The following is a 17,222-nucleotide window of genomic DNA, read 5'->3' as shown; positions in this document are numbered from 1 at the left end:
CCAATATCCCAATTTTACCTAAAAAGCAGGGTGGAAGCTTGAGCGCATCGGCGCGCGACTTGCAGCGGCACGCGTGAAGCGCCGCTGCAAGTCAGCCTGTCACGCGCCGGTCAACGCGCCGCCGCCCGCGCCGGCGCGCCGAGCGCCCGCAGCGTTTCCTTGACCGTCGCCACGCGCACCGCGAGGTCGGGGCTGCGCGTTTCGATGCGCAGCTTGTCCTGCCCGGCGAGCTTGATGTGCTTGTGCTTCTGCACCATCTCGATGATGCGCATCCCGTCGACCGGCGGATTGGGCACGAACTGCAGGCCGATCACAGCCTCGCCCGCGTCGATCTTCGTGATGCCGAGCGGCTTCGCGGCGAGCCGCAGCCGGTGCGTTTCGATGAGCGCATGCGCTTGCGGCGGCATCTTGCCGAAGCGGTCGATCAGCTCTTCCTGGATGCCGTCGATCGAGTCGTCGTGCTCGCAATTCGCCAGCCGCTTGTAGAGCGACAGGCGTTCCTGGACGTCGCCGCAATAGTCGGCCGGCAGGATCGCGGGCGCGTGCAGGTTGATCTCGGTGGTCGCGGCGAGCGGTGCGTTCAGATCGGGCTCGCGGCCTTCCTTGAGCGCTCTCACCGCGTCGGTGAGCATGTCCGAGTAGAGCTGGAAGCCGATTTCCTGAATCTCGCCCGACTGCTTGTCGCCGAGCACTTCGCCCGTGCCGCGGATTTCGAGGTCGTGCATTGCGAGATAGAAACCCGAACCGAGTTCCTCCATTTGCTGAATCGCTTCGAGGCGGCGCTGCGCCTGCTTCGTCAGGCCCTGCGGATCGTGTACGAGCAGGTACGCGTAAGCCTGGTGGTGCGAGCGTCCGACGCGTCCGCGCAGTTGATGCAATTGCGCGAGGCCGAACTTGTCGGAGCGATGGATGAGGATCGTGTTCGCGGTCGGCACGTCGATGCCGGTCTCGATGATCGTCGTACACAGGAGCACGTTCGCGCGCTGGGCGACGAAGTCGCGCATCACGGCTTCGAGTTCGCGCTCGTGCATCTGGCCGTGCGCGACGGCAATGCGCGCCTCGGGCACGAGCGCTTCGAGCATCGCGCGGCGGTTCTCGATCGTCTCGACTTCGTTGTGCAGGAAGTACACCTGGCCGCCGCGCTTCAGTTCGCGCAGCATCGCTTCGCGGATCACTGCGTCTTCTTCGCGGCGCACGAACGTCTTGATCGCGAGGCGTTTCTGCGGCGCAGTCGCAATCACCGAGAAATCGCGCAGCCCTTCGAGCGCCATGCCGAGCGTGCGCGGGATCGGTGTCGCGGTCAGCGTGAGCACGTCGACTTCCGCACGCAGCGCCTTCAGCGCCTCCTTCTGGCGCACGCCGAAGCGGTGTTCCTCGTCGATGATCACGAGCCCGAGCCGCTTGAACTGCACGTCTGACGAAAGCAGCTTGTGCGTGCCGATGACGATGTCGACGGTGCCATCGTTGATCTGTCCGATCGCCGTGTTGACTTCCTTCCCGGTCTTGAAGCGCGAGAGTTCGGCGATGCGCACGGGCCACTCGGAGAAGCGGTCGGTGAAGGTCTGGGTGTGTTGTTCCGCGAGCAGCGTGGTCGGCGAGAGGATCGCGACCTGCTTGCCGCCCATCACGGCGATGAAGGCCGCGCGCAGCGCCACTTCGGTCTTGCCGAAGCCGACGTCACCGCACACGAGGCGGTCCATCGGCTTGCCGCTCGTCATGTCGCCGATGACGGCCGCGATCGCCGCGGCCTGGTCCGGCGTTTCCTCGAAGCCGAAGCTCTCCGCGAACTTGACGTAGTCGCGCGGATCGAGCTTGAACGCATGGCCCTCGCGCGCGGCGCGCCGCGCGTAGAGGTTGAGCAGTTCGGCTGCGGTGTCGCGGATCTGTTGTGCGGCCTTGCGGCGCGCTTTTTCCCACTGGCCCGAGCCGAGTGCGTGCAGCGGTGCGCTGTCCGGATCGGCGCCGCTGTAGCGCGAGATCACATGCAGCTGCGACACGGGCACGTACAGCTTGCTGCCGCTCGCATATTCGAGGTGCAGGAATTCGGTGTCGCCTTCGCCGAGATCCATCGTCACGAGGCCGTGATAACGGCCGATGCCGTGCTGTGCGTGCACGACCGGATCGCCGACTTTCAGCTCGGAAAGGTCGCGCACCATCGAATCGACGTTGCTCGCCTGTTCCTGGCGGCGGCGCCCGGCGCGGCGTGCGAGCGGTCCGTACAGCTCGGATTCGGTGATGATCGTGAGCGCTTCGCCGGCAAGCGCGAAGCCCGTCGAGAGCGGCGCGACGCCCAGTACGAATCGCTCGTCGGACGTGAGCCAGTCCTCGTAGCTGTCCGCGGAGGTGGGCCGAAGATGGTTGTCCGCGAGCAGTTGCGAGATCGTCTCACGGCGGCCTGCCGACTCCACCGCGAACAGCACACGGTTCTTCGTTGTGCCGAGATACCCGCGCAGCGCGGCGAGCGGGTCGTCGGCGTGCCGGTCGATCGCGAGGTTCGGCAGTGCATTCGCCCAGCCGCCCGCGCTCGCCGCCGGTAGCACGAGGCGCGCGAACGGCTTGGCGAACGTGAAAAAGTCGTCTTCGGTGAGGAAGAGGCGCTGAGGCTCGAGAATCGGCCGTTCGCGGTCGTGCGAAAGGAAGTTGTAGCGCTGCTTCGTGTCGTTCGAGAAGCGGCGGATCGAGGCATCCAGATCGCCCGAGAACACGAGTTGGGCGTCCGCGGGCAGATAGTGGAACAGCGTGGCGGTTTCTTCGAAGAAGAGCGGCAGGTAGTACTCGATGCCCGCCGACGGCACCCCGTTGCCGATGTCCTTGTAGACCGTCGCGCGGCTCGGGTCGCCTTCAAACACCTCGCGCCAGCGGCTGCGGAACGCCGTTCGCGAGGCCTCGTCGAACGGGAACTCGCGGCCCGGCAGGAGCCGCACGTCCTTCACCGGATAGAGGCTGCGCTGGCTGTCGGGGTCGAACGCGCGGATCGAGTCGACCTGGTCGTCGAACAGGTCGATGCGGTACGGCAGCGGCGAGCCCATCGGGAAGAGGTCGATCAGCGAGCCGCGCACGCAGTATTCACCGGGCCGCACGACCTGGCTCACGTGCTCGTAGCCAGCGAGCGTCAGCTGCGACTTGAGCCTGGCCTCGTCGAGCCGCTGGCCTTGCGCGAACGAGAACGTATATGCCGCGAGAAATGCGGCGGGCGGCATGCGGTAAAGCGCCGTCGTGGCCGGAACCAGCAGGATGTCGCAGCGGCCTTCGCCCAGATCGTGCAGCGTCGCGAGCCGCTCGGAGACGAGGTCCTGGTGCGGCGAGAACGTGTCGTAGGGGAGCGTTTCCCAGTCGGGCAAGAGGCGCACGCGCGCCTCGGGCGCGAAAAACGGGATCTCCTGGGCGAGCCGCTGCGCATCGACCGCGCTCGCGCAGATCACGGCGACGAGCGGCGCGCTCGCCCGCGACGCTTCGCGGTAGCGGGCGATCAGCAACGCATCGGACGAACCGTGCGTGCCGTCGAAGGCGTAGCGCTGCCCCGGCTTGACGACGGTGACGGGGGACGGAGACTGCGACGAAGCGGCGATTTCAGACATAGGCGACAGGTTGGCCTTCTCGGTGGCCCAGGTGTTGGCCCGGCTGCTCACCCGGCTGTTGGCCTGGGTGACAGCGTCGAGGCGCGAATCCAGCGGGTCCGCCCGGCGGGCATGTGCACGCCCGGCGACAGTATCGACGGCCGCCCGGCGGCTCAGGCGCGTGCCGGTCCATTTCGCCCCTTGCCGCGGCAAGGGGCTGAAACGGCCCGGATTTACGCGCGTGCGCTAGCTTGTGCGTGCGTCCGCCGTGCGGGCAAAGCATCTATTATAAAATCCGTCCCTTACTTTGACTCATACGGCTCGCATCACCGTGACCTCACGCCTGTTTGCCCTGATTCCGTGCGCCGGCACCGGCAGCCGTTCCGGCTCGGCCATGCCGAAGCAGTACCGGATGGTCGCCGGCCGCGACCTTCTGCACTATACGCTCGCCGCCTTCGACGCCTGCAGCGAGTTCTCCCAGACGCTCGTCGTGATCGCACCCGACGACGGACACTTCGACGCCCGCCGTTTCGGCGGTCTGCGCTTCGCCGTGCGTCGCTGCGGCGGCGCGTCGCGCCAGGCATCGGTCTACAACGGCCTTGCCGCGCTCGCCGAGTTTGGCGCACGCGATGACGACTGGGTGCTCGTACACGACGCGGCGCGCCCAGGCATCACGCCCGGGTTGATCCGCTCGCTCGTCGACGCCGTGAAGGACGATGCGGTGGGCGGCATCATGGCGTTGCCCGTCGCCGATACGCTCAAGCGTGTCGCGCCGGAGGGTAGCGCACCGCGCATCGCCCGCACCGAGGCCCGCGACGGACTCTGGCAGGCGCAAACGCCGCAGATGTTCCGCATCGGCATGTTGCGCACAGCCATCGAGCGCGCGCAGCAGGACGGACACGATCTCACCGACGAGGCGAGCGCGATCGAATGGCTTGGCCATTCGCCGCGTCTCGTGCAGGGCAGCCTGCGCAACTTCAAGGTGACCTACCCCGAAGATTTCGCGCTTGCGGAAGCGATTCTCAGCCGGCCCTCGGGCGGTTGAGCTGCACGGCGCGCGAGAATTACCAACACGGATAACCCCACCCATGGACATCAGAATCGGACAAGGCTACGACGTGCACGCACTGGTGCCGGGACGCCCGCTCATCATTGGCGGCGTGACGGTGCCGTATGAGCGCGGACTGCTCGGTCATTCGGACGCCGACGTGCTCCTGCACGCGATCACCGACGCGCTTTTCGGCGCCGCCGCGCTTGGCGACATCGGCCGGCACTTTCCCGACACCGACAAAAACTTCTATGGCGCGAACAGCCGCGTGCTGCTGCGCGAGTGCCTGCGACGCGTCGAGGAAGCGGGATTCGCGCTCGTCAACGTGGATAGCACCGTGATCGCGCAGGCGCCGAAGCTCGCACCGCATATCGACGCGATGCGCGCGAATATCGCCGAAGACCTGAAACTACCGCTCGATCGCGTCAACGTGAAGGCGAAGACGAATGAAAAGCTCGGCTATCTGGGCCGGGGCGAGGGCATCGAGGCGCAGGCCGCCGTGCTGCTCATGCGCGCTTGATGCACGTCTGTTGCGCGCTTGCTGCGCGCCTCTGGTTTTCACGATTGGAGTTCGCAAATGATTTCGTACTCCTGAGTATCGCTGAGCGAAAAACCGACGCTCGTACAGCAACGGGTTATCGCACCTGAGGCGTGGCGCCGCCAACGGGACGTCCGCCTGCGCACATCTCGCCTGTCTGCAGAGGCATCGAGGACTCGCGGAATTTCGTCGGGATTAGGCTCGACGTTCAGATTGGTCAGCTGCTGATGAGAGAGTGACCGGCAGGATGGCCCTGACAAACGTAATCGCGCCAGCCGAAGCCGCCGTGCGCCTGGCACCTTTGACTCCAGGGCGACGTTCGCCGCACGAGGATGCGGCCCGTGCGGGACGGTGAAGTGGGCCGCCTCGTCGCTGGCTACACGCCCTTGGCTAGCGGAAATTCGATCGTCACTTCGAGACCAGGGCCGGGCATACGGTTGCGCAAGCGCAGCGCGCCACGGTAGCGACCCACGAGACGCTGCACGATCGCCATCCCGAGGCCGGTGCCGTTGGCCTGAGTGCGGGCGTTGTCGACGCGATAGAACGGTCGCGTGACGAGCGCAATCTGGTCTTCGGGAATGCCAGGCCCTTCATCGACGACCGAAAGCTCGACCCGCGAATGGGAAACGCGCGTCTCGAGCATGATGTGGGGAATGCCGTCCGTTTCGCTCGCACCGTACTTTCGCGCGTTCTCGATCAGGTTGCCGACCACGCGGCGCATGTCTGTGTCGTCGGCTTCGATCAGCGCGGTCGGCGCGAGGCGCGTGATCATCCGCACGCCGTCTTCGCTCGCCATGCGCGCGGCCATTTCACTCGCGATCACCGAGAGGTCGACGCGCTCGGGCAAGCGCTGCACCGGACGCGCGTAGTCGAGGAAGCGGCCGATGATCAAGTCCATTTGCTCGATGTCGTCGATCATCGCGTCCTTGGTCGCCTCGTCGGACGGACTCATCTCCGTCTCGAGCCGCAGCCGCGCGAGCGGTGTGCGCAAATCGTGCGAAATGCCCGCGAGCATCAGCGCGCGGTCGGCCTCGAGTTGTTCGAGGTCGCGCACCATCTGGTTGAAGCTTCGATTGGTCTCGGCGGCCACGCCCATGCCGCTCTCCGGCAACGGCGCGGGCGACTGGCCGGAGCCCACCATGCGCGCCGACATCGCGAGCCGCGCGAAAGGCCGGTTCACGAGGCTCGTGATGAACGCCGCGCCGAACAGCGAAAGCGCAAGTGCCGACACGCCCCATCCGACCCACTGCAGGCCCGTGACGTTATCGAGTTGCTCGCGGTCGAGCGCGACCCAGTAATCGTCATCGTCGATTTTGAAGCTGATCCAGACGCCGGGTATATCGTTCACCGACTGGGCGATGACCGTGTCGTCGCCGAGGCGTCCGCGGATGTCGTGCTCGATGAGCCGGTTGAGCGACTCGTCGGGCTGGAGCTTGTACTTGTCGGTGGTTTCGCGCGGGTAGACGCGCACGCCTTCATTGCTCTCCAGGTCCTGCAGCAGCGCGCGGCGCAGGTCGGGATCGGAATAGAGCAGGGCGGTGCGCGTGAGTTTGACGACCGCGACGAGCTGCAGGGCCACGCGCTGCGCGCGCGGCTCCCGTTCGATCACGCGAAAACTCTGGAACCACGCCGCAAGACTGACCGCGATGAGGAGTGCGATCAGCAGGAAGGTACGCCAGAACAGGTCGCCGAACGCAAGCGTCAGCAGACGCCGGTCAATCCGCATGGGCCCTTTCCTGTCAGACAGAGGAATTGCAGACATCCAGACGGATCAGGCTGCGCCGTCGGGGATGAACACGTATCCGAGTCCCCAGACCGTTTGAATGAAACGCGGGCTGCCGGGATCCGGCTCGATCAGCTTGCGCAGTCGCGAGATCTGTACGTCGAGACTGCGGTCGAACACTTCGTATTCGCGGCCGCGCGCGAGTTCCATGAGTTTTTCGCGCGACAGGGGCTGACGCGGATGACGCGCGAACACCTTCAGCACCGAGAACTCGCCCGTAGTGAGCGGAATCTCCTGGCCAGCCTTGGTGAGCGTGCGCGTGGCGAGGTTCAGCGCGAATTCGCCGAACTCGAATACCTCGGTCGTTTCCGACGGCGCGCCGGGCAATTCCGATGGCGCCTGGCGGCGCAACACTGCATGGATGCGCGCAACCAGCTCGCGTGGATTGAACGGCTTCGGCAGATAGTCGTCGGCGCCCATTTCCAGACCGACGATGCGGTCCACGTCCTCACCCTTCGCCGTGAGCATGATGATCGGCGTGCGATCATTGCTGCCGCGCAGGCGGCGGCAGATCGACAGGCCGTCCTCGCCCGGAAGCATGAGATCGAGCACCAGCAGGTCGAAACGCTCACGCACCCACAGCTTGTTCATCGCGGGTGCGTTTTCGGCGACGTAAACATTGAAGCCCTGTTCGCCAAGATAACGCCGCAGCAGATCGCGCAGCCGCGGATCGTCGTCGACGACGAGGATTTTGGATGGGTTTTTGGTTTCCATGCCTGGCATCTTATCGCGATTGGATCGTAGTGCGAGTTTGCACCAATTATCAGGTTACAGTCGGTTACAAGATTTACCCGACCTGTGCCACGTCATCAAAGGCTGACGGATAGACTGCTTTACGGAATGCGGCCGTTCGGTAGATACTTCACCCGACTTTAAATTGTCTTCCGCGCCAACGCGGGTCCGCACGCTTTCGAGGTAGCCGTTTGCCGCGTCACGAAGGAAACATAATGAAGGGAGGGGGCAGGCCGACAATGCGCCTCACCATGATTGCACTGGCGTTCGCCGGTGGCGTCGTGGCCGCATTGGATCCGGTCACGGCCAGTGCCCAACCCTCCGCTGACCGTCCTCGCCCGATCTCGCATTCCGCAGGCTACAAGCCGTCCGCGCAGCGCTCACACAATGACCCGCCCGGGCGTCCCGCATCCGATCCCAATCCGCGCACGCCCGGCGTTCCTCCCGACCTCGACGAGCGGCGCCGGGATGGCCACATGACGCCCGAAGAGCGTCACCTCCTGCGCCAGCACATCGAGGACGCCGTCCGCGAACTCTACAGGCGCTGAAGCTGCCGCCTTGGCGCATCGCTGAAAAATTCCGTAGCAATTGCACAGTCAACATCCGTTCCGGATCGTCCGTTAAGCGGCTAGAGTCATTGTGCGCGAGCCGCCGCTGTGACTCGCCCGCTCACTCTTACCCGGGACGACATGAAACCGATCAGGTCGATCGCATCGTCGCACCTTGTGGCGACAGGTGCCTGGCTCACGAGCACCTCGCCCTCGGTCGCGTTGGCTGGCGACGCACCCGGCGCCGCGCACGGCCATCGGCCACATGGGGCGAGTGCGCGTCTTTCGGTGGAAGGCGTTGACCTGCCACTCGACGCCGGCGACGCCCGCCATCTGCTCGTGCGCACGGGCTTTGCGCCCACCACAGCGGAAGTCACGCCTTACGTCGGACTCACGCGCGGCGAAGCGGTCGCGCGCGTGCTCGCGTCGTCGCGTACTGAAGCGCTCACGCCGCTGCCCTCGTGGACGGCCGATACACCCGCGAGCCGTGCGCAACGTGCAACGTGGACACCGGACCAGCGTCGCGACGAACAGCGTCTGCGCCGCGAGCACTACGACGAGTTGCGCGCATGGTGGCTGCACGAGATGCTCGTCACGCCTTCCCCGTTCACGGAGCGCATGACGCTCTTCTGGCACAACCACTTCACGTCCGGTCAGGACAAGGTGCGTGATCCGCAGTTAATGGCCGCACAAAATGCCCTGTTGCGGCGCAACGCGCTCGGCCGTTTCGGCGAACTGCTGCATGCGGTCGCGAAAGATCCGGCGATGCTGCTCTATCTCGACGGCGCGAGCAATCGCAAGGGCAAGCCCAACGAGAACTTCGCACGCGAGGTGATGGAACTGTTCACGCTGGGCGAGGGGCAGTACACGCAGCGAGACGTAACCGAAGCGGCGAGGGCCTACACGGGCTGGGGCGTCGATCCCGATACCTGGCGCTACGTGTGGCGGCCCGGGCAACACGACGATGGCGAGAAGACGGTGCTTGGCCACAGCGGAGCGTTCGACGGCGACGAGGTGATCGACATCCTGCTCGGCGAGCCGCAAACTGCCAGTTTCATTGCGTCGAAACTATGGCGCGAATTCGTCTCCGATACCCCCGACAACGACGAACTCCGGACGGTTGCGCAAGCGCTGCGCGCGAGCGGCTACGACATCGGGGTGGGCATACGGGCGCTGCTGCTCACACCTGCGTTCTGGAACGAGCGCAATCGCGGCGTGATGGTGAGTTCGCCGGTGGAATTCATCGTCGGTACGGTGCGCCGATTCGACGTCGCTTATGGCGATACGATGCCGTTCGCACGCACAGCGGCATCGCTCGGTGAGAAGCTGTTCGATCCGCCGAACGTGAAAGGGTGGCCTGGTGGCTTGATGTGGATCAATAGTTCGACGCTCCTTGCGCGCAAGCAGTTTGTCGGGCAGTTGTTTCGCGCGACCGAGCCGACGCGCGCAAACAGGCCCGGCACGATGATGAAGGCCGACGCGCAGATGGGCGCACACCCGCGTGCGGCGCAGGGCAGCATGCGTTTCGATCTCGACGCATGGCTTGCGCAATTCGGTGTGAACGCAGACGATGTGCCGGGCCTGACGGCGCAATTGCGGATACAGCACGCCGTGCTTCCGCTCGAACCCGTCGATGCGATCGCCGCGGGCAGCAACGCGCGCGCGTATCTCGAAGCACTGCTGATGGATCCGGTGTACCAGTTGAAATGACCAGTCGAACCACGAAACGAACCACGCGACGGTCCGGCGCATGCGGCCGTCATGAAGAGCGAGACATAGCATGAAGCGACGCGAGTTTCTGGCAGCGGCCGCGGCGGCGGGGACGTCGCTGTCTCTGCCGCGCATGGTCCGCGCGCAGACCGGCGTGGCGTCGCCGGGTCCGTTTGCGAGAGGCTACGACAATCTGCTGATCCTTATCGAACTCAAGGGCGGCAATGACGGCCTCAACACGGTCGTGCCGTTCGCTGATCCGCTCTATTACAGCTATCGCGCGAACATTGGCGTGCGCCGGGATCAGGCGATCCAGCTCGACGAGCGCACCGCGCTCCATCCGGCGCTCTCGCCGCTCCTGCCGATGTGGCGGGCAGGGGAACTCGGGATTGTCCAAGGCGTGACCTATCCGCAGCCGAATCTTTCGCACTTCCGCTCGATCGAGATCTGGGACACCGCGTCTCGCTCCGATCAGTATCTGCGCGAAGGCTGGCTCACGCGGGCGTTCGCCAGCGCGCCGGTGCCGGAGGGCTTCGTGGCCGACGCGCTCGTGCTCGGCAGCGCGGAGATGGGCCCGCTCGCGAACGGCGCGCGCGCGATCGTGCTCGTGAATCCGGCGCAGTTCGCACTCGCATCGCGGTTCGTCACGCCGGTCTCACTGAAAGAGCGCAATCCGGCGCTCGCACACATCCTCGACGTCGAGAACGACATCGTTCGTGCCGCCGACGAGTTGCGTCCGCAGCCCGGCCAGTACGTGCTGAAGACGGCCTTCCCGCAAGGCGGATTTGGCACATCGATCAGGACGGCGATGGAGGCGCTCGCATCGGGTGACACGGCGCAGGGTCGGCCTGTGCCGGGTAAGGGCGTCGCTGCGATCCGGCTCACGCTCAACGGTTTCGACACGCATCAGAACCAGCCGGGCCGGCACGCAGGTCTGCTTCAGCAATTTGCCGCGGGCATGGTGGCCATTCGCAACGCGCTAGTCGAACTCGGACGCTGGGACCGCACGATGATCGTCACGTATGCGGAGTTTGGCCGGCGCGTGCGAGAGAACCAGAGTCGCGGCACCGATCACGGCACGGCGTCCGCTCACTTCGTGGCCGGCGGCCGCGTGGCGGGTGGCCTCTACGGTCAGGCTCCGCAACTCGCACAACTGGACGGCAATGGAAACTTGCCTTTGGGCGTCGATTTCCGGCAGATCTACGCGACGGTGCTAGGACCGTGGTGGGGGCTCGATGCGCAGGCCGTGCTGCAGGGACGTTACGCGCCGCTGCCGATTCTGCGCGTTTAGCCACAGCGCGGCGGTGCGTGCAGTTCACGCACGCCGCGCCGCGCGCCACGCGATCCAGAGTTTGCGTACCGGCGTCAGCACGATCTGCTGATGCAGCACCTGGAAGCGCTCGCGCTCGACCTCGTCGAGCAGTGCGAACGACAACGCAGCGAGAGACCGCAGCGTGCGCTGGCCGCGCCGTTCGGAGGCAGGAATGGCGTTGAGTGCTGCGGTGAGCGCTTCGCGTGCGCGCGTCGTCTGGAACTGCATGAGTTCGGTGAATTCGTCGCTGTAGCGGCGATTGATCAGATCGGCGGCGGTGACGTTGTAGCGCTGCAGTTCGTCGATCGGAATATAGATGCGACCATGGCGGGCGTCGTTGCCGATCTCAGGCACGAACTGCGCAAGCATCAGCGCATTGCCGAGTGGCACAGCCCATCGCACGGCGGCATCGGGTTCGCGCGCACTCACGCGCGCGACGAGTGTGGCGAACGTGCCGCCGACGCCCTCCATGTAGCGCCGCAGATTGGCGAAGTCGAGATAGCGCGCCTGCTCGAAGTCCATTTCGAAGCCGGCGAGCAGCGCTTGTAGCGTGGGGTATGCGGCCTTGACGTCGTCGAGGTGATGCGCGAGCGCCTGCGTCACGGGATGTGCCTGCGTTCCGCCCGCCAGCGCGGCCAGCTCCTTTTGCCACCACGCGAGCTTCGTGCGTCCGACCGCGGGGTCGCTCGTTTCCTTTGCGGTTTCTTCCAGTTCGCGTCGCAGTGCGAAGAGGGCAGCGATAAGCGGCTGGCGAGAGGCACTGGCCTGGCGCAGCGCATAGTAGGTGCTCGATCCGGGGGGAGCCGCCTTTTGCAGGCAATAATCGTCGAAGTTCACGGCTTTGGGAGGGGGAAAGGTGCGCCGCGGCGCAGAGGAACGGGCCCGCGGCCCGGGCCGCGGCGGCAGACGCGCGATTCTAGCATCGTGTGAAGCGCTGCCGCGTATGCCCATGCAGACAAGCGCAAACCAATCGGTTAGAATCTCGCGCTTGCGCTTTGGGGGCTGCGCGCGCGGGAAACCGCGCCCGTCGGTTGTGCCAAAGCGTATAAGGTTGAATCAGGTTGATCCGCACGCGAGAAATGCGGGAAGAATGCGGCAGGAAGCATGCAGGAAATACGCAGCGGTCCTGCCGACCAGCCGAAAAGATTCGCGTGAGTGGCGAAATTGGTAGACGCACCAGGTTTAGGTCCTGACGCCCGCAAGGGTGTGCCGGTTCGAGTCCGGCCTCACGCACCACCTCATCTTTGCGCTGGATACGTCCGCAGAGCGAACGAATTCAGGCAGCAATTCTCCAGGCCGCCTTGCAGCGGCCTTCGTTTCCTCTGACCTTTCGGTCGACGCTCACCGCTAGTCTTCGGCCAGCGAGGCGTCGATGACCTTGTCGAGCACCCGGCGCAAAATCTCACGCTCCTTGTCGTCGAGACACGAGAAGAAGTCGAGATTCCATTTGCGCGCGACGGGCATCACCTTGCGGTAGAGCGCACGCCCTTCGGGGGTGAGCGACACGAGCACGAGGCGGCCATCCTCCTCGCTCGCATCGCGGCGCATGAGCCCACGGCGCATCAGCGCTTCCGCTGCACGGCTCGCCTGGCTCTTGTCGAGATTTGCGTGGCGTGCGAGTTCCATCACCGAGAACGGGCCGAATGCGCCCACTGCAGCAATAAGGCGCGCTTCGGGCAGCGTGATGCCGAGCTTCGCCTGATAGCGATCGCTGCTGCCCCGTTCGGAGAGCTTGTTCAGGACATGGAGTCGATAGGTCAGAAACTGCTCGAGTCCGGCTTTGCTTGCCTTCATGGTCGTCCCGGTTGCATAAACGAGGGGCCGCGCGATTGTGTCGCGCGTGATGTGATTGTTGCCGCAACCGGCTCGCGGGTCAACGCGTAGCGTGAAAACACGCGCCACGCGAAGAACGTGGTGCGCGCATCTTTTAATCGTTTAGCGAGAAGTCTAGCGAGAAGCGCGTTTTCGCGTCAGCGCGCATCGAAGCGCAGACGCGCAAGTTGCTCCGCTTCGTTCGCTAACAGTTTCGCCGCATCGCGGATCGCGGTGTCGAGCGTGATCGGTCCGGGTGCGGGTGAGAAGCAGCCGCTGAAGTGTTCCGACAAGCGCGGCAGCGCGACAGGATCGATGGCGCCTGAGAGCAGCGTTGCAGGCACGCTCGCAGCCTGCGCGTGGCGGCACGCGATGAAGGGCGCCTTGCCGTGCAGTGTCTGCACGTCCGAGCGCCCCTCGCCCGTGATGAGCCAGTTCGCGCCGCTCAATGCAGCATCGAGCCCGATCTGGCGTGCCACGACCTCGGCGCCAGGCTCGAAGCTCGCGCTGAGGATGCGCAACGCGAAGCCGAGACCGCCCGCGGCACCCGAACCCGCTTCGTCGCGCACGCGACGGTTGAGCGCGGCTTCGACGAGGTCGGCAAAGCGCGCAAGCGACGCGTCGATCAGTGCGATCTGGTCCGGCTTCACGCCCTTTTGCGGCCCGAAGATCGCTGTTGCACCGTGGTCACCCGTAAGCGGATTGTCGACGTCGGACATCGCAACGAACGAAGCTTCCGTGAGGCGAGCATCGAGACCCGACACGTCGATGCGCGCCACGCGTGCGATCGCCTCTGGCGTCGGTTCGACGGGTGCGCCGCCGGCGTCGAAAAGCTGCATCCCGAGACCCACGAGCAGCCCCGCACCGGCATCGTTCGTGCTGCTGCCGCCGAGTGCGACATAGAAGCGCCGCACACCGTCGTCGAGCAGCGCGCGGATCGCCTCGCCCATGCCGATCGTGCTGCGCGCGGTCACCGGCACACTCATGCCCACTGGATCCGTGATGCCAACGATCTCGGCCGTTTCCACGACCGCACTGCCGTCACGCAGCAGGCCGACTGCTGCGTCGCGCGTCGGCCCAGCGGCGCCGCGTACGCGGATCAAGCGGCGCTCGCCGCCGACGGAGAGCATGGCGTCGAGCGTGCCTTCACCCCCGTCGGCCATGGGGCAGATGCGAATGTCCGCGTCCGGGCGGGCGCGGCGGATGCCTTCGGCGATCGCGGCGGCGACTGCGTCCGCACTTAGCGAACCTTTGAAAGAATCGGGGGCAATGACGACGACAGGCGTGTCAGACGACGGGTTGGACATGGTGTCTCTGTTCGGAAAGTTGTCTTGTGTTTGGGCGTCGGCTGAGGCCGGAGGGGCGTCCGGCTTGTCCATAAGCTTAACAGTCTCGCCGTGCTCGCTGGATACGCAGTTCGCGAAAAGCGCGGTTGGCGGACGATGTGACGGTGTGGCAGGGCGCTTGCGTGCGCCGCATCGACCTCTGCACAGATCTCTGTTTAGACCCGCGTTTAGACCCGTTTGGCATGCCCGCAAGGCGTAAAAAGGCGTGTTTTGGCCGCATTCGGGCCTAACCCGATCGGCGAATCCGTTTGATAGCGGAAATAGTTTGCTAGAATACTTGGCTCTTTTGACGGAACCGCGTCGCAAACCGCCATTCTGGTGCCGTAAGCCAGGTGGATGGGGTCCGAAACTGGATCCGAAACGCGCCTTCGGCTTTGGCTGGACGTGCGAGATGCGGTGCGGGGGTGCCGGCGACGGGCGCAGGCAAGCACCTGCAAGCGGCGCAACGAGGCACAGGTGCTGTAGATCGCCTCACCGCGTGTCCGGTTTGCCCTGGTGGGCAGGCGGTCCGCGGCACAGCAAAGATTACTGATTCGCTCGAACAAATTTAGGACGATTGAAGCCATGGCTAACGTTGTTGAAAACCTCGGCAAGCTCGAACGCCGCGTGACGATTTCCCTGCCGAAGGATGCCGTGCAGAAAGAAGTAGATTCGCGCATCCGCCAACTCGCGAAGAACGTGCGCATGCCGGGTTTCCGCCCGGGCAAGGTGCCGCTCAAGATGGTGACGCAGCAGTACTCGGGCCAGGTGGAAGCCGAAGTCCTGAGCGACAAGGTTGGTAAGGAATTCTTCGACATCAGCCGCGCCGAGAACCTGCGCGTCGCCGGTCAGCCGAGCTTCGCGCCGAAGGCCGATGCCGCTGAAGGCGACTACGCGTTCGACGCGACCTTCGAGGTCTATCCGGAAGTCAAGCTTGGTGACGTTTCGGCAGCTGAAATCGAGCGCACGACCACGACGATCACCGAAGCCGAAATCGACCGCACGCTCGACATCCTGCGCAAGCAGCGCGTGCACTTCCACGCGCGCGGCGAAGCGGGCGCACACGGTGACGGCGGCGCCGACGCCGCAGCGAAGAACGGCGACCGCGTGACGGTCGACTTCGTCGGCAAGATGGACGACGTCGCGTTCCCGGGCGGCAGCGCGGAAGGCTTCGCGTTCGTGCTGGGCGAGGGCCGCATGCTGCCGGAATTCGAAACGGCTGCGCTCGGCCTGAAGGAAGGCGAGTCGCGCGAATTCGACCTGAAGTTCCCCGAGGACTACCACGGCAAGGACGTCGCGGGCAAGACGGCGAAGTTCACGATCACGATGCACAAGGTCGAGTGGCCGCACCTGCCGGAAATCGACGCGGAATTCGCGAAGTCGCTCGGCATCGCCGACGGTGACCTCGTCAAGATGCGCGCCGAGATCAAGGAAAACCTCGAGCGCGAAGCGAAGCGCCGCACCCAGGCCATCGTCAAGAACCAGGTGATGGACGCGCTTCTGAAGGTTGCCGAACTCGACGTGCCGAACGCGCTCGTGGAGCAGGACCAGCAGCGCCTCGTCGAAATGGCGCGTGCGGACCTCCAGCAGCGCGGCGTGCCGAACGCCAAGGACGCGCCGATTCCGGCCGAGATGTTCAAGGAGCAGGCCGAGCGCCGCGTCAAGCTGGGCCTCGTGCTGGCCGAGCTCGTGAAGTCGAACAGCCTCGAAGCAAAGCCGGAGCAGATCCGTGCCGAAGTCGACGAATTCGCGAAAAGTTACGAAGACCCGAAGGAAGTCGTGCGCTGGTATTATTCCAACCAGCAGCGTCTTGCCGAAATGGAAGCCTTCGTCGTCGAATCGAACGTCGTGGACTTCGTGCTCGGCAAGGCTAAAGTGACGGACAAGCAAGTGAGCTTCGAAGAACTGGCAAGCGCGACGGCGCAGGCTTAAGGCAACTGCGCAACGGCGTGCCGGCTGTCGGAGCGACCGACGGCGAGCACGCCGTTTTTGTATCCGTGTAATTTGGCCATGCTCGCTGTGTGGTTGAATAACGCGGCGTCCGTCGCCATACAGGTTTACCAGAAGAACCTTTCCAGACAAGGATGCATCGCATGACCATTCGCGCTCAATCGCTGGATACGTTGACCTCCCACGCAACGCGGGACCTCGAAACGCAGGCGCTCGGGCTCGTGCCGATCGTTGTCGAGACGAGCGGCCGCGGCGAGCGTTCGTACGACATCTACTCGCGCCTGCTCAAGGAGCGCGTGGTGTTCATGGTCGGCGAAGTGAACGATCAAACCGCGAACCTTGTGGTCGCGCAGCTGTTGTTTCTCGAAAGCGAGAATCCCGACAAGGACATCAGCTTGTACATCAACAGCCCGGGTGGTTCGGTTTCGGCGGGCATGGCGATCTACGACACGATGCAGTTCATCAAGCCGGACGTTTCGACCCTTTGCATGGGCCTCGCGGCCAGCATGGGGGCATTCCTGCTGGCGTCGGGTGCGAAGGGCAAGCGTTTTGCGCTGCCGAATTCGCGCGTGATGATCCACCAGCCGCTCGGCGGCGCGCGCGGCCAGGCGTCGGATATCGAAATCCAGGCACGCGAAATCCTGTACCTGAAGGAGCGCATGAACCAGATGCTCGCGCACCACACGGGCCAGCCGGTCGAGCGCATCGCGCGCGACACGGACCGCGACAACTTCATGTCCGGCGATGACGCGCAGGCTTACGGACTGGTCGACCAGGTGCTTCACAAGCGTCCCTGATTTCACCCGCTCCGGCGCACCGATCGCTTTTCAGCGGGACTTTACCCCCGTGTAAAAAGGGATTGGCGGCGCCGCGCGGGCGGTGTGGAATAATCGAAAAAAAGCGCTCG

The 17,222-nt window shown here is 64.9% G+C and carries 13 protein-coding genes and 1 tRNA gene; 8 read left to right on the top strand and 6 right to left on the bottom strand.

What is annotated here, in order from left to right; genetic code table 11:
• Positions 1-110 precede the first annotated feature (110 nt).
• The gene (gene mfd / locus D1Y85_RS08280; protein WP_124150574.1) at positions 111-3,578 is read right to left on the bottom strand and encodes a transcription-repair coupling factor; all 3,468 of its coding nucleotides are present in this window, start codon (positions 3,576-3,578) and stop codon (positions 111-113) included.
• Positions 3,579-3,888: 310 nt separating this feature from the next.
• Here mfd and ispD point away from each other — a divergent pair, with 310 nt between their 5' ends.
• Both ispD and ispF read left to right on the top strand, forming a co-directional pair.
• Positions 3,889-4,602, top strand: coding sequence for a 2-C-methyl-D-erythritol 4-phosphate cytidylyltransferase (gene ispD, locus D1Y85_RS08275; RefSeq protein WP_124150573.1), 714 nt, complete (start codon positions 3,889-3,891; stop codon positions 4,600-4,602).
• Positions 4,603-4,645: 43 nt separating this feature from the next.
• Positions 4,646-5,125, top strand: coding sequence for a 2-C-methyl-D-erythritol 2,4-cyclodiphosphate synthase (ispF, locus tag D1Y85_RS08270; RefSeq protein ID WP_124150572.1), 480 nt, complete (start codon positions 4,646-4,648; stop codon positions 5,123-5,125).
• Positions 5,126-5,519: 394 nt separating this feature from the next.
• On the opposite strand, the gene D1Y85_RS08265 is transcribed toward ispF, so the two are convergent.
• Both D1Y85_RS08265 and ompR read right to left on the bottom strand, forming a co-directional pair.
• On the bottom strand, positions 5,520-6,869 hold the full coding sequence (locus tag D1Y85_RS08265; RefSeq protein ID WP_124150571.1) for an ATP-binding protein: 1,350 nt from the start codon (positions 6,867-6,869) through the stop codon (positions 5,520-5,522).
• Between the two features lie 45 nt (positions 6,870-6,914).
• The gene (gene ompR, locus D1Y85_RS08260; protein ID WP_027814652.1) at positions 6,915-7,649 is read right to left on the bottom strand and encodes an osmolarity response regulator transcription factor OmpR; all 735 of its coding nucleotides are present in this window, start codon (positions 7,647-7,649) and stop codon (positions 6,915-6,917) included.
• Between the two features lie 224 nt (positions 7,650-7,873).
• Here ompR and D1Y85_RS08255 point away from each other — a divergent pair, with 224 nt between their 5' ends.
• The 3 genes from D1Y85_RS08255 (at position 7,874) to D1Y85_RS08245 (ending at position 11,207) form a co-directional block, all read left to right on the top strand.
• Positions 7,874-8,206: a hypothetical protein gene (locus D1Y85_RS08255; protein WP_124150570.1), complete on the top strand. Its 333-nt coding sequence runs from the start codon at positions 7,874-7,876 to the stop codon at positions 8,204-8,206.
• Positions 8,207-8,347: 141 nt separating this feature from the next.
• Positions 8,348-9,916 carry a DUF1800 domain-containing protein gene (locus tag D1Y85_RS08250; protein ID WP_124150569.1) on the top strand — a complete coding sequence of 523 codons (1,569 nt, stop codon included), beginning with the start codon at positions 8,348-8,350 and terminating at the stop codon, positions 9,914-9,916.
• Positions 9,917-9,986: 70 nt separating this feature from the next.
• Positions 9,987-11,207: a DUF1501 domain-containing protein gene (locus D1Y85_RS08245; RefSeq protein ID WP_124150568.1), complete on the top strand. Its 1,221-nt coding sequence runs from the start codon at positions 9,987-9,989 to the stop codon at positions 11,205-11,207.
• Between the two features lie 24 nt (positions 11,208-11,231).
• On the opposite strand, the gene D1Y85_RS08240 is transcribed toward D1Y85_RS08245, so the two are convergent.
• A complete protein-coding gene (locus tag D1Y85_RS08240) occupies positions 11,232-12,065 on the bottom strand; it encodes a squalene/phytoene synthase family protein (RefSeq protein ID WP_246024824.1) in 834 nt (277 codons plus the stop codon).
• A 312-nt stretch (positions 12,066-12,377) separates the two neighbouring features.
• Here D1Y85_RS08240 and D1Y85_RS08235 point away from each other — a divergent pair.
• A tRNA-Leu gene (locus D1Y85_RS08235) sits at positions 12,378-12,464 on the top strand.
• Positions 12,465-12,575: 111 nt separating this feature from the next.
• On the opposite strand, the gene D1Y85_RS08230 is transcribed toward D1Y85_RS08235, so the two are convergent.
• Entirely contained in the window at positions 12,576-13,022 is a 447-nt protein-coding gene (locus D1Y85_RS08230) for a MarR family winged helix-turn-helix transcriptional regulator (RefSeq protein WP_124150566.1), read from the bottom strand.
• A 176-nt stretch (positions 13,023-13,198) separates the two neighbouring features.
• Positions 13,199-14,347, bottom strand: a complete 1,149-nt coding sequence (locus D1Y85_RS08225) for a glycerate kinase (RefSeq protein ID WP_124150565.1) — start codon at positions 14,345-14,347, stop codon at positions 13,199-13,201.
• Between the two features lie 603 nt (positions 14,348-14,950).
• Here D1Y85_RS08225 and tig point away from each other — a divergent pair.
• Complete coding sequence (tig, locus tag D1Y85_RS08220; protein ID WP_124150564.1) at positions 14,951-16,297, top strand: trigger factor; 1,347 nt, start codon at positions 14,951-14,953, stop codon at positions 16,295-16,297.
• Between the two features lie 161 nt (positions 16,298-16,458).
• A complete protein-coding gene (gene clpP / locus D1Y85_RS08215; protein ID WP_124150563.1) occupies positions 16,459-17,112 on the top strand; it encodes an ATP-dependent Clp endopeptidase proteolytic subunit ClpP in 654 nt (217 codons plus the stop codon).
• Positions 17,113-17,222: the final 110 nt, after the last annotated feature.

It is taken from the genome of Paraburkholderia dinghuensis (genome assembly GCF_003837865.1).
GTDB lineage: Bacteria > Pseudomonadota > Gammaproteobacteria > Burkholderiales > Burkholderiaceae > Paraburkholderia > Paraburkholderia dinghuensis.
The sequence above is the reverse complement of the archived record's forward strand: the minus strand, read 5'-3'. Positions and strand labels throughout refer to the sequence as shown.

Excerpts from the sequence above, each read along its gene's own strand:
- ompR (WP_027814652.1), bottom strand. The coding sequence starts at position 7,649 with ATGCCAGGCATGGAAACCAAAAACCCATCCAAAATCCTCGTCGTCGAC.
- clpP (WP_124150563.1), top strand. The coding sequence starts at position 16,459 with ATGACCATTCGCGCTCAATCGCTGGATACGTTGACCTCCCACGCAACG.
- D1Y85_RS08245 (WP_124150568.1), top strand. The coding sequence starts at position 9,987 with ATGAAGCGACGCGAGTTTCTGGCAGCGGCCGCGGCGGCGGGGACGTCG.
- tig (WP_124150564.1), top strand. The coding sequence starts at position 14,951 with ATGGCTAACGTTGTTGAAAACCTCGGCAAGCTCGAACGCCGCGTGACG.
- D1Y85_RS08230 (WP_124150566.1), bottom strand. The coding sequence starts at position 13,022 with ATGAAGGCAAGCAAAGCCGGACTCGAGCAGTTTCTGACCTATCGACTC.
- mfd (WP_124150574.1), bottom strand. The coding sequence starts at position 3,578 with ATGTCTGAAATCGCCGCTTCGTCGCAGTCTCCGTCCCCCGTCACCGTC.
- D1Y85_RS08265 (WP_124150571.1), bottom strand. The coding sequence starts at position 6,869 with ATGCGGATTGACCGGCGTCTGCTGACGCTTGCGTTCGGCGACCTGTTC.
- D1Y85_RS08225 (WP_124150565.1), bottom strand. The coding sequence starts at position 14,347 with ATGTCCAACCCGTCGTCTGACACGCCTGTCGTCGTCATTGCCCCCGAT.
- D1Y85_RS08255 (WP_124150570.1), top strand. The coding sequence starts at position 7,874 with ATGAAGGGAGGGGGCAGGCCGACAATGCGCCTCACCATGATTGCACTG.
- ispF (WP_124150572.1), top strand. The coding sequence starts at position 4,646 with ATGGACATCAGAATCGGACAAGGCTACGACGTGCACGCACTGGTGCCG.
- D1Y85_RS08250 (WP_124150569.1), top strand. The coding sequence starts at position 8,348 with ATGAAACCGATCAGGTCGATCGCATCGTCGCACCTTGTGGCGACAGGT.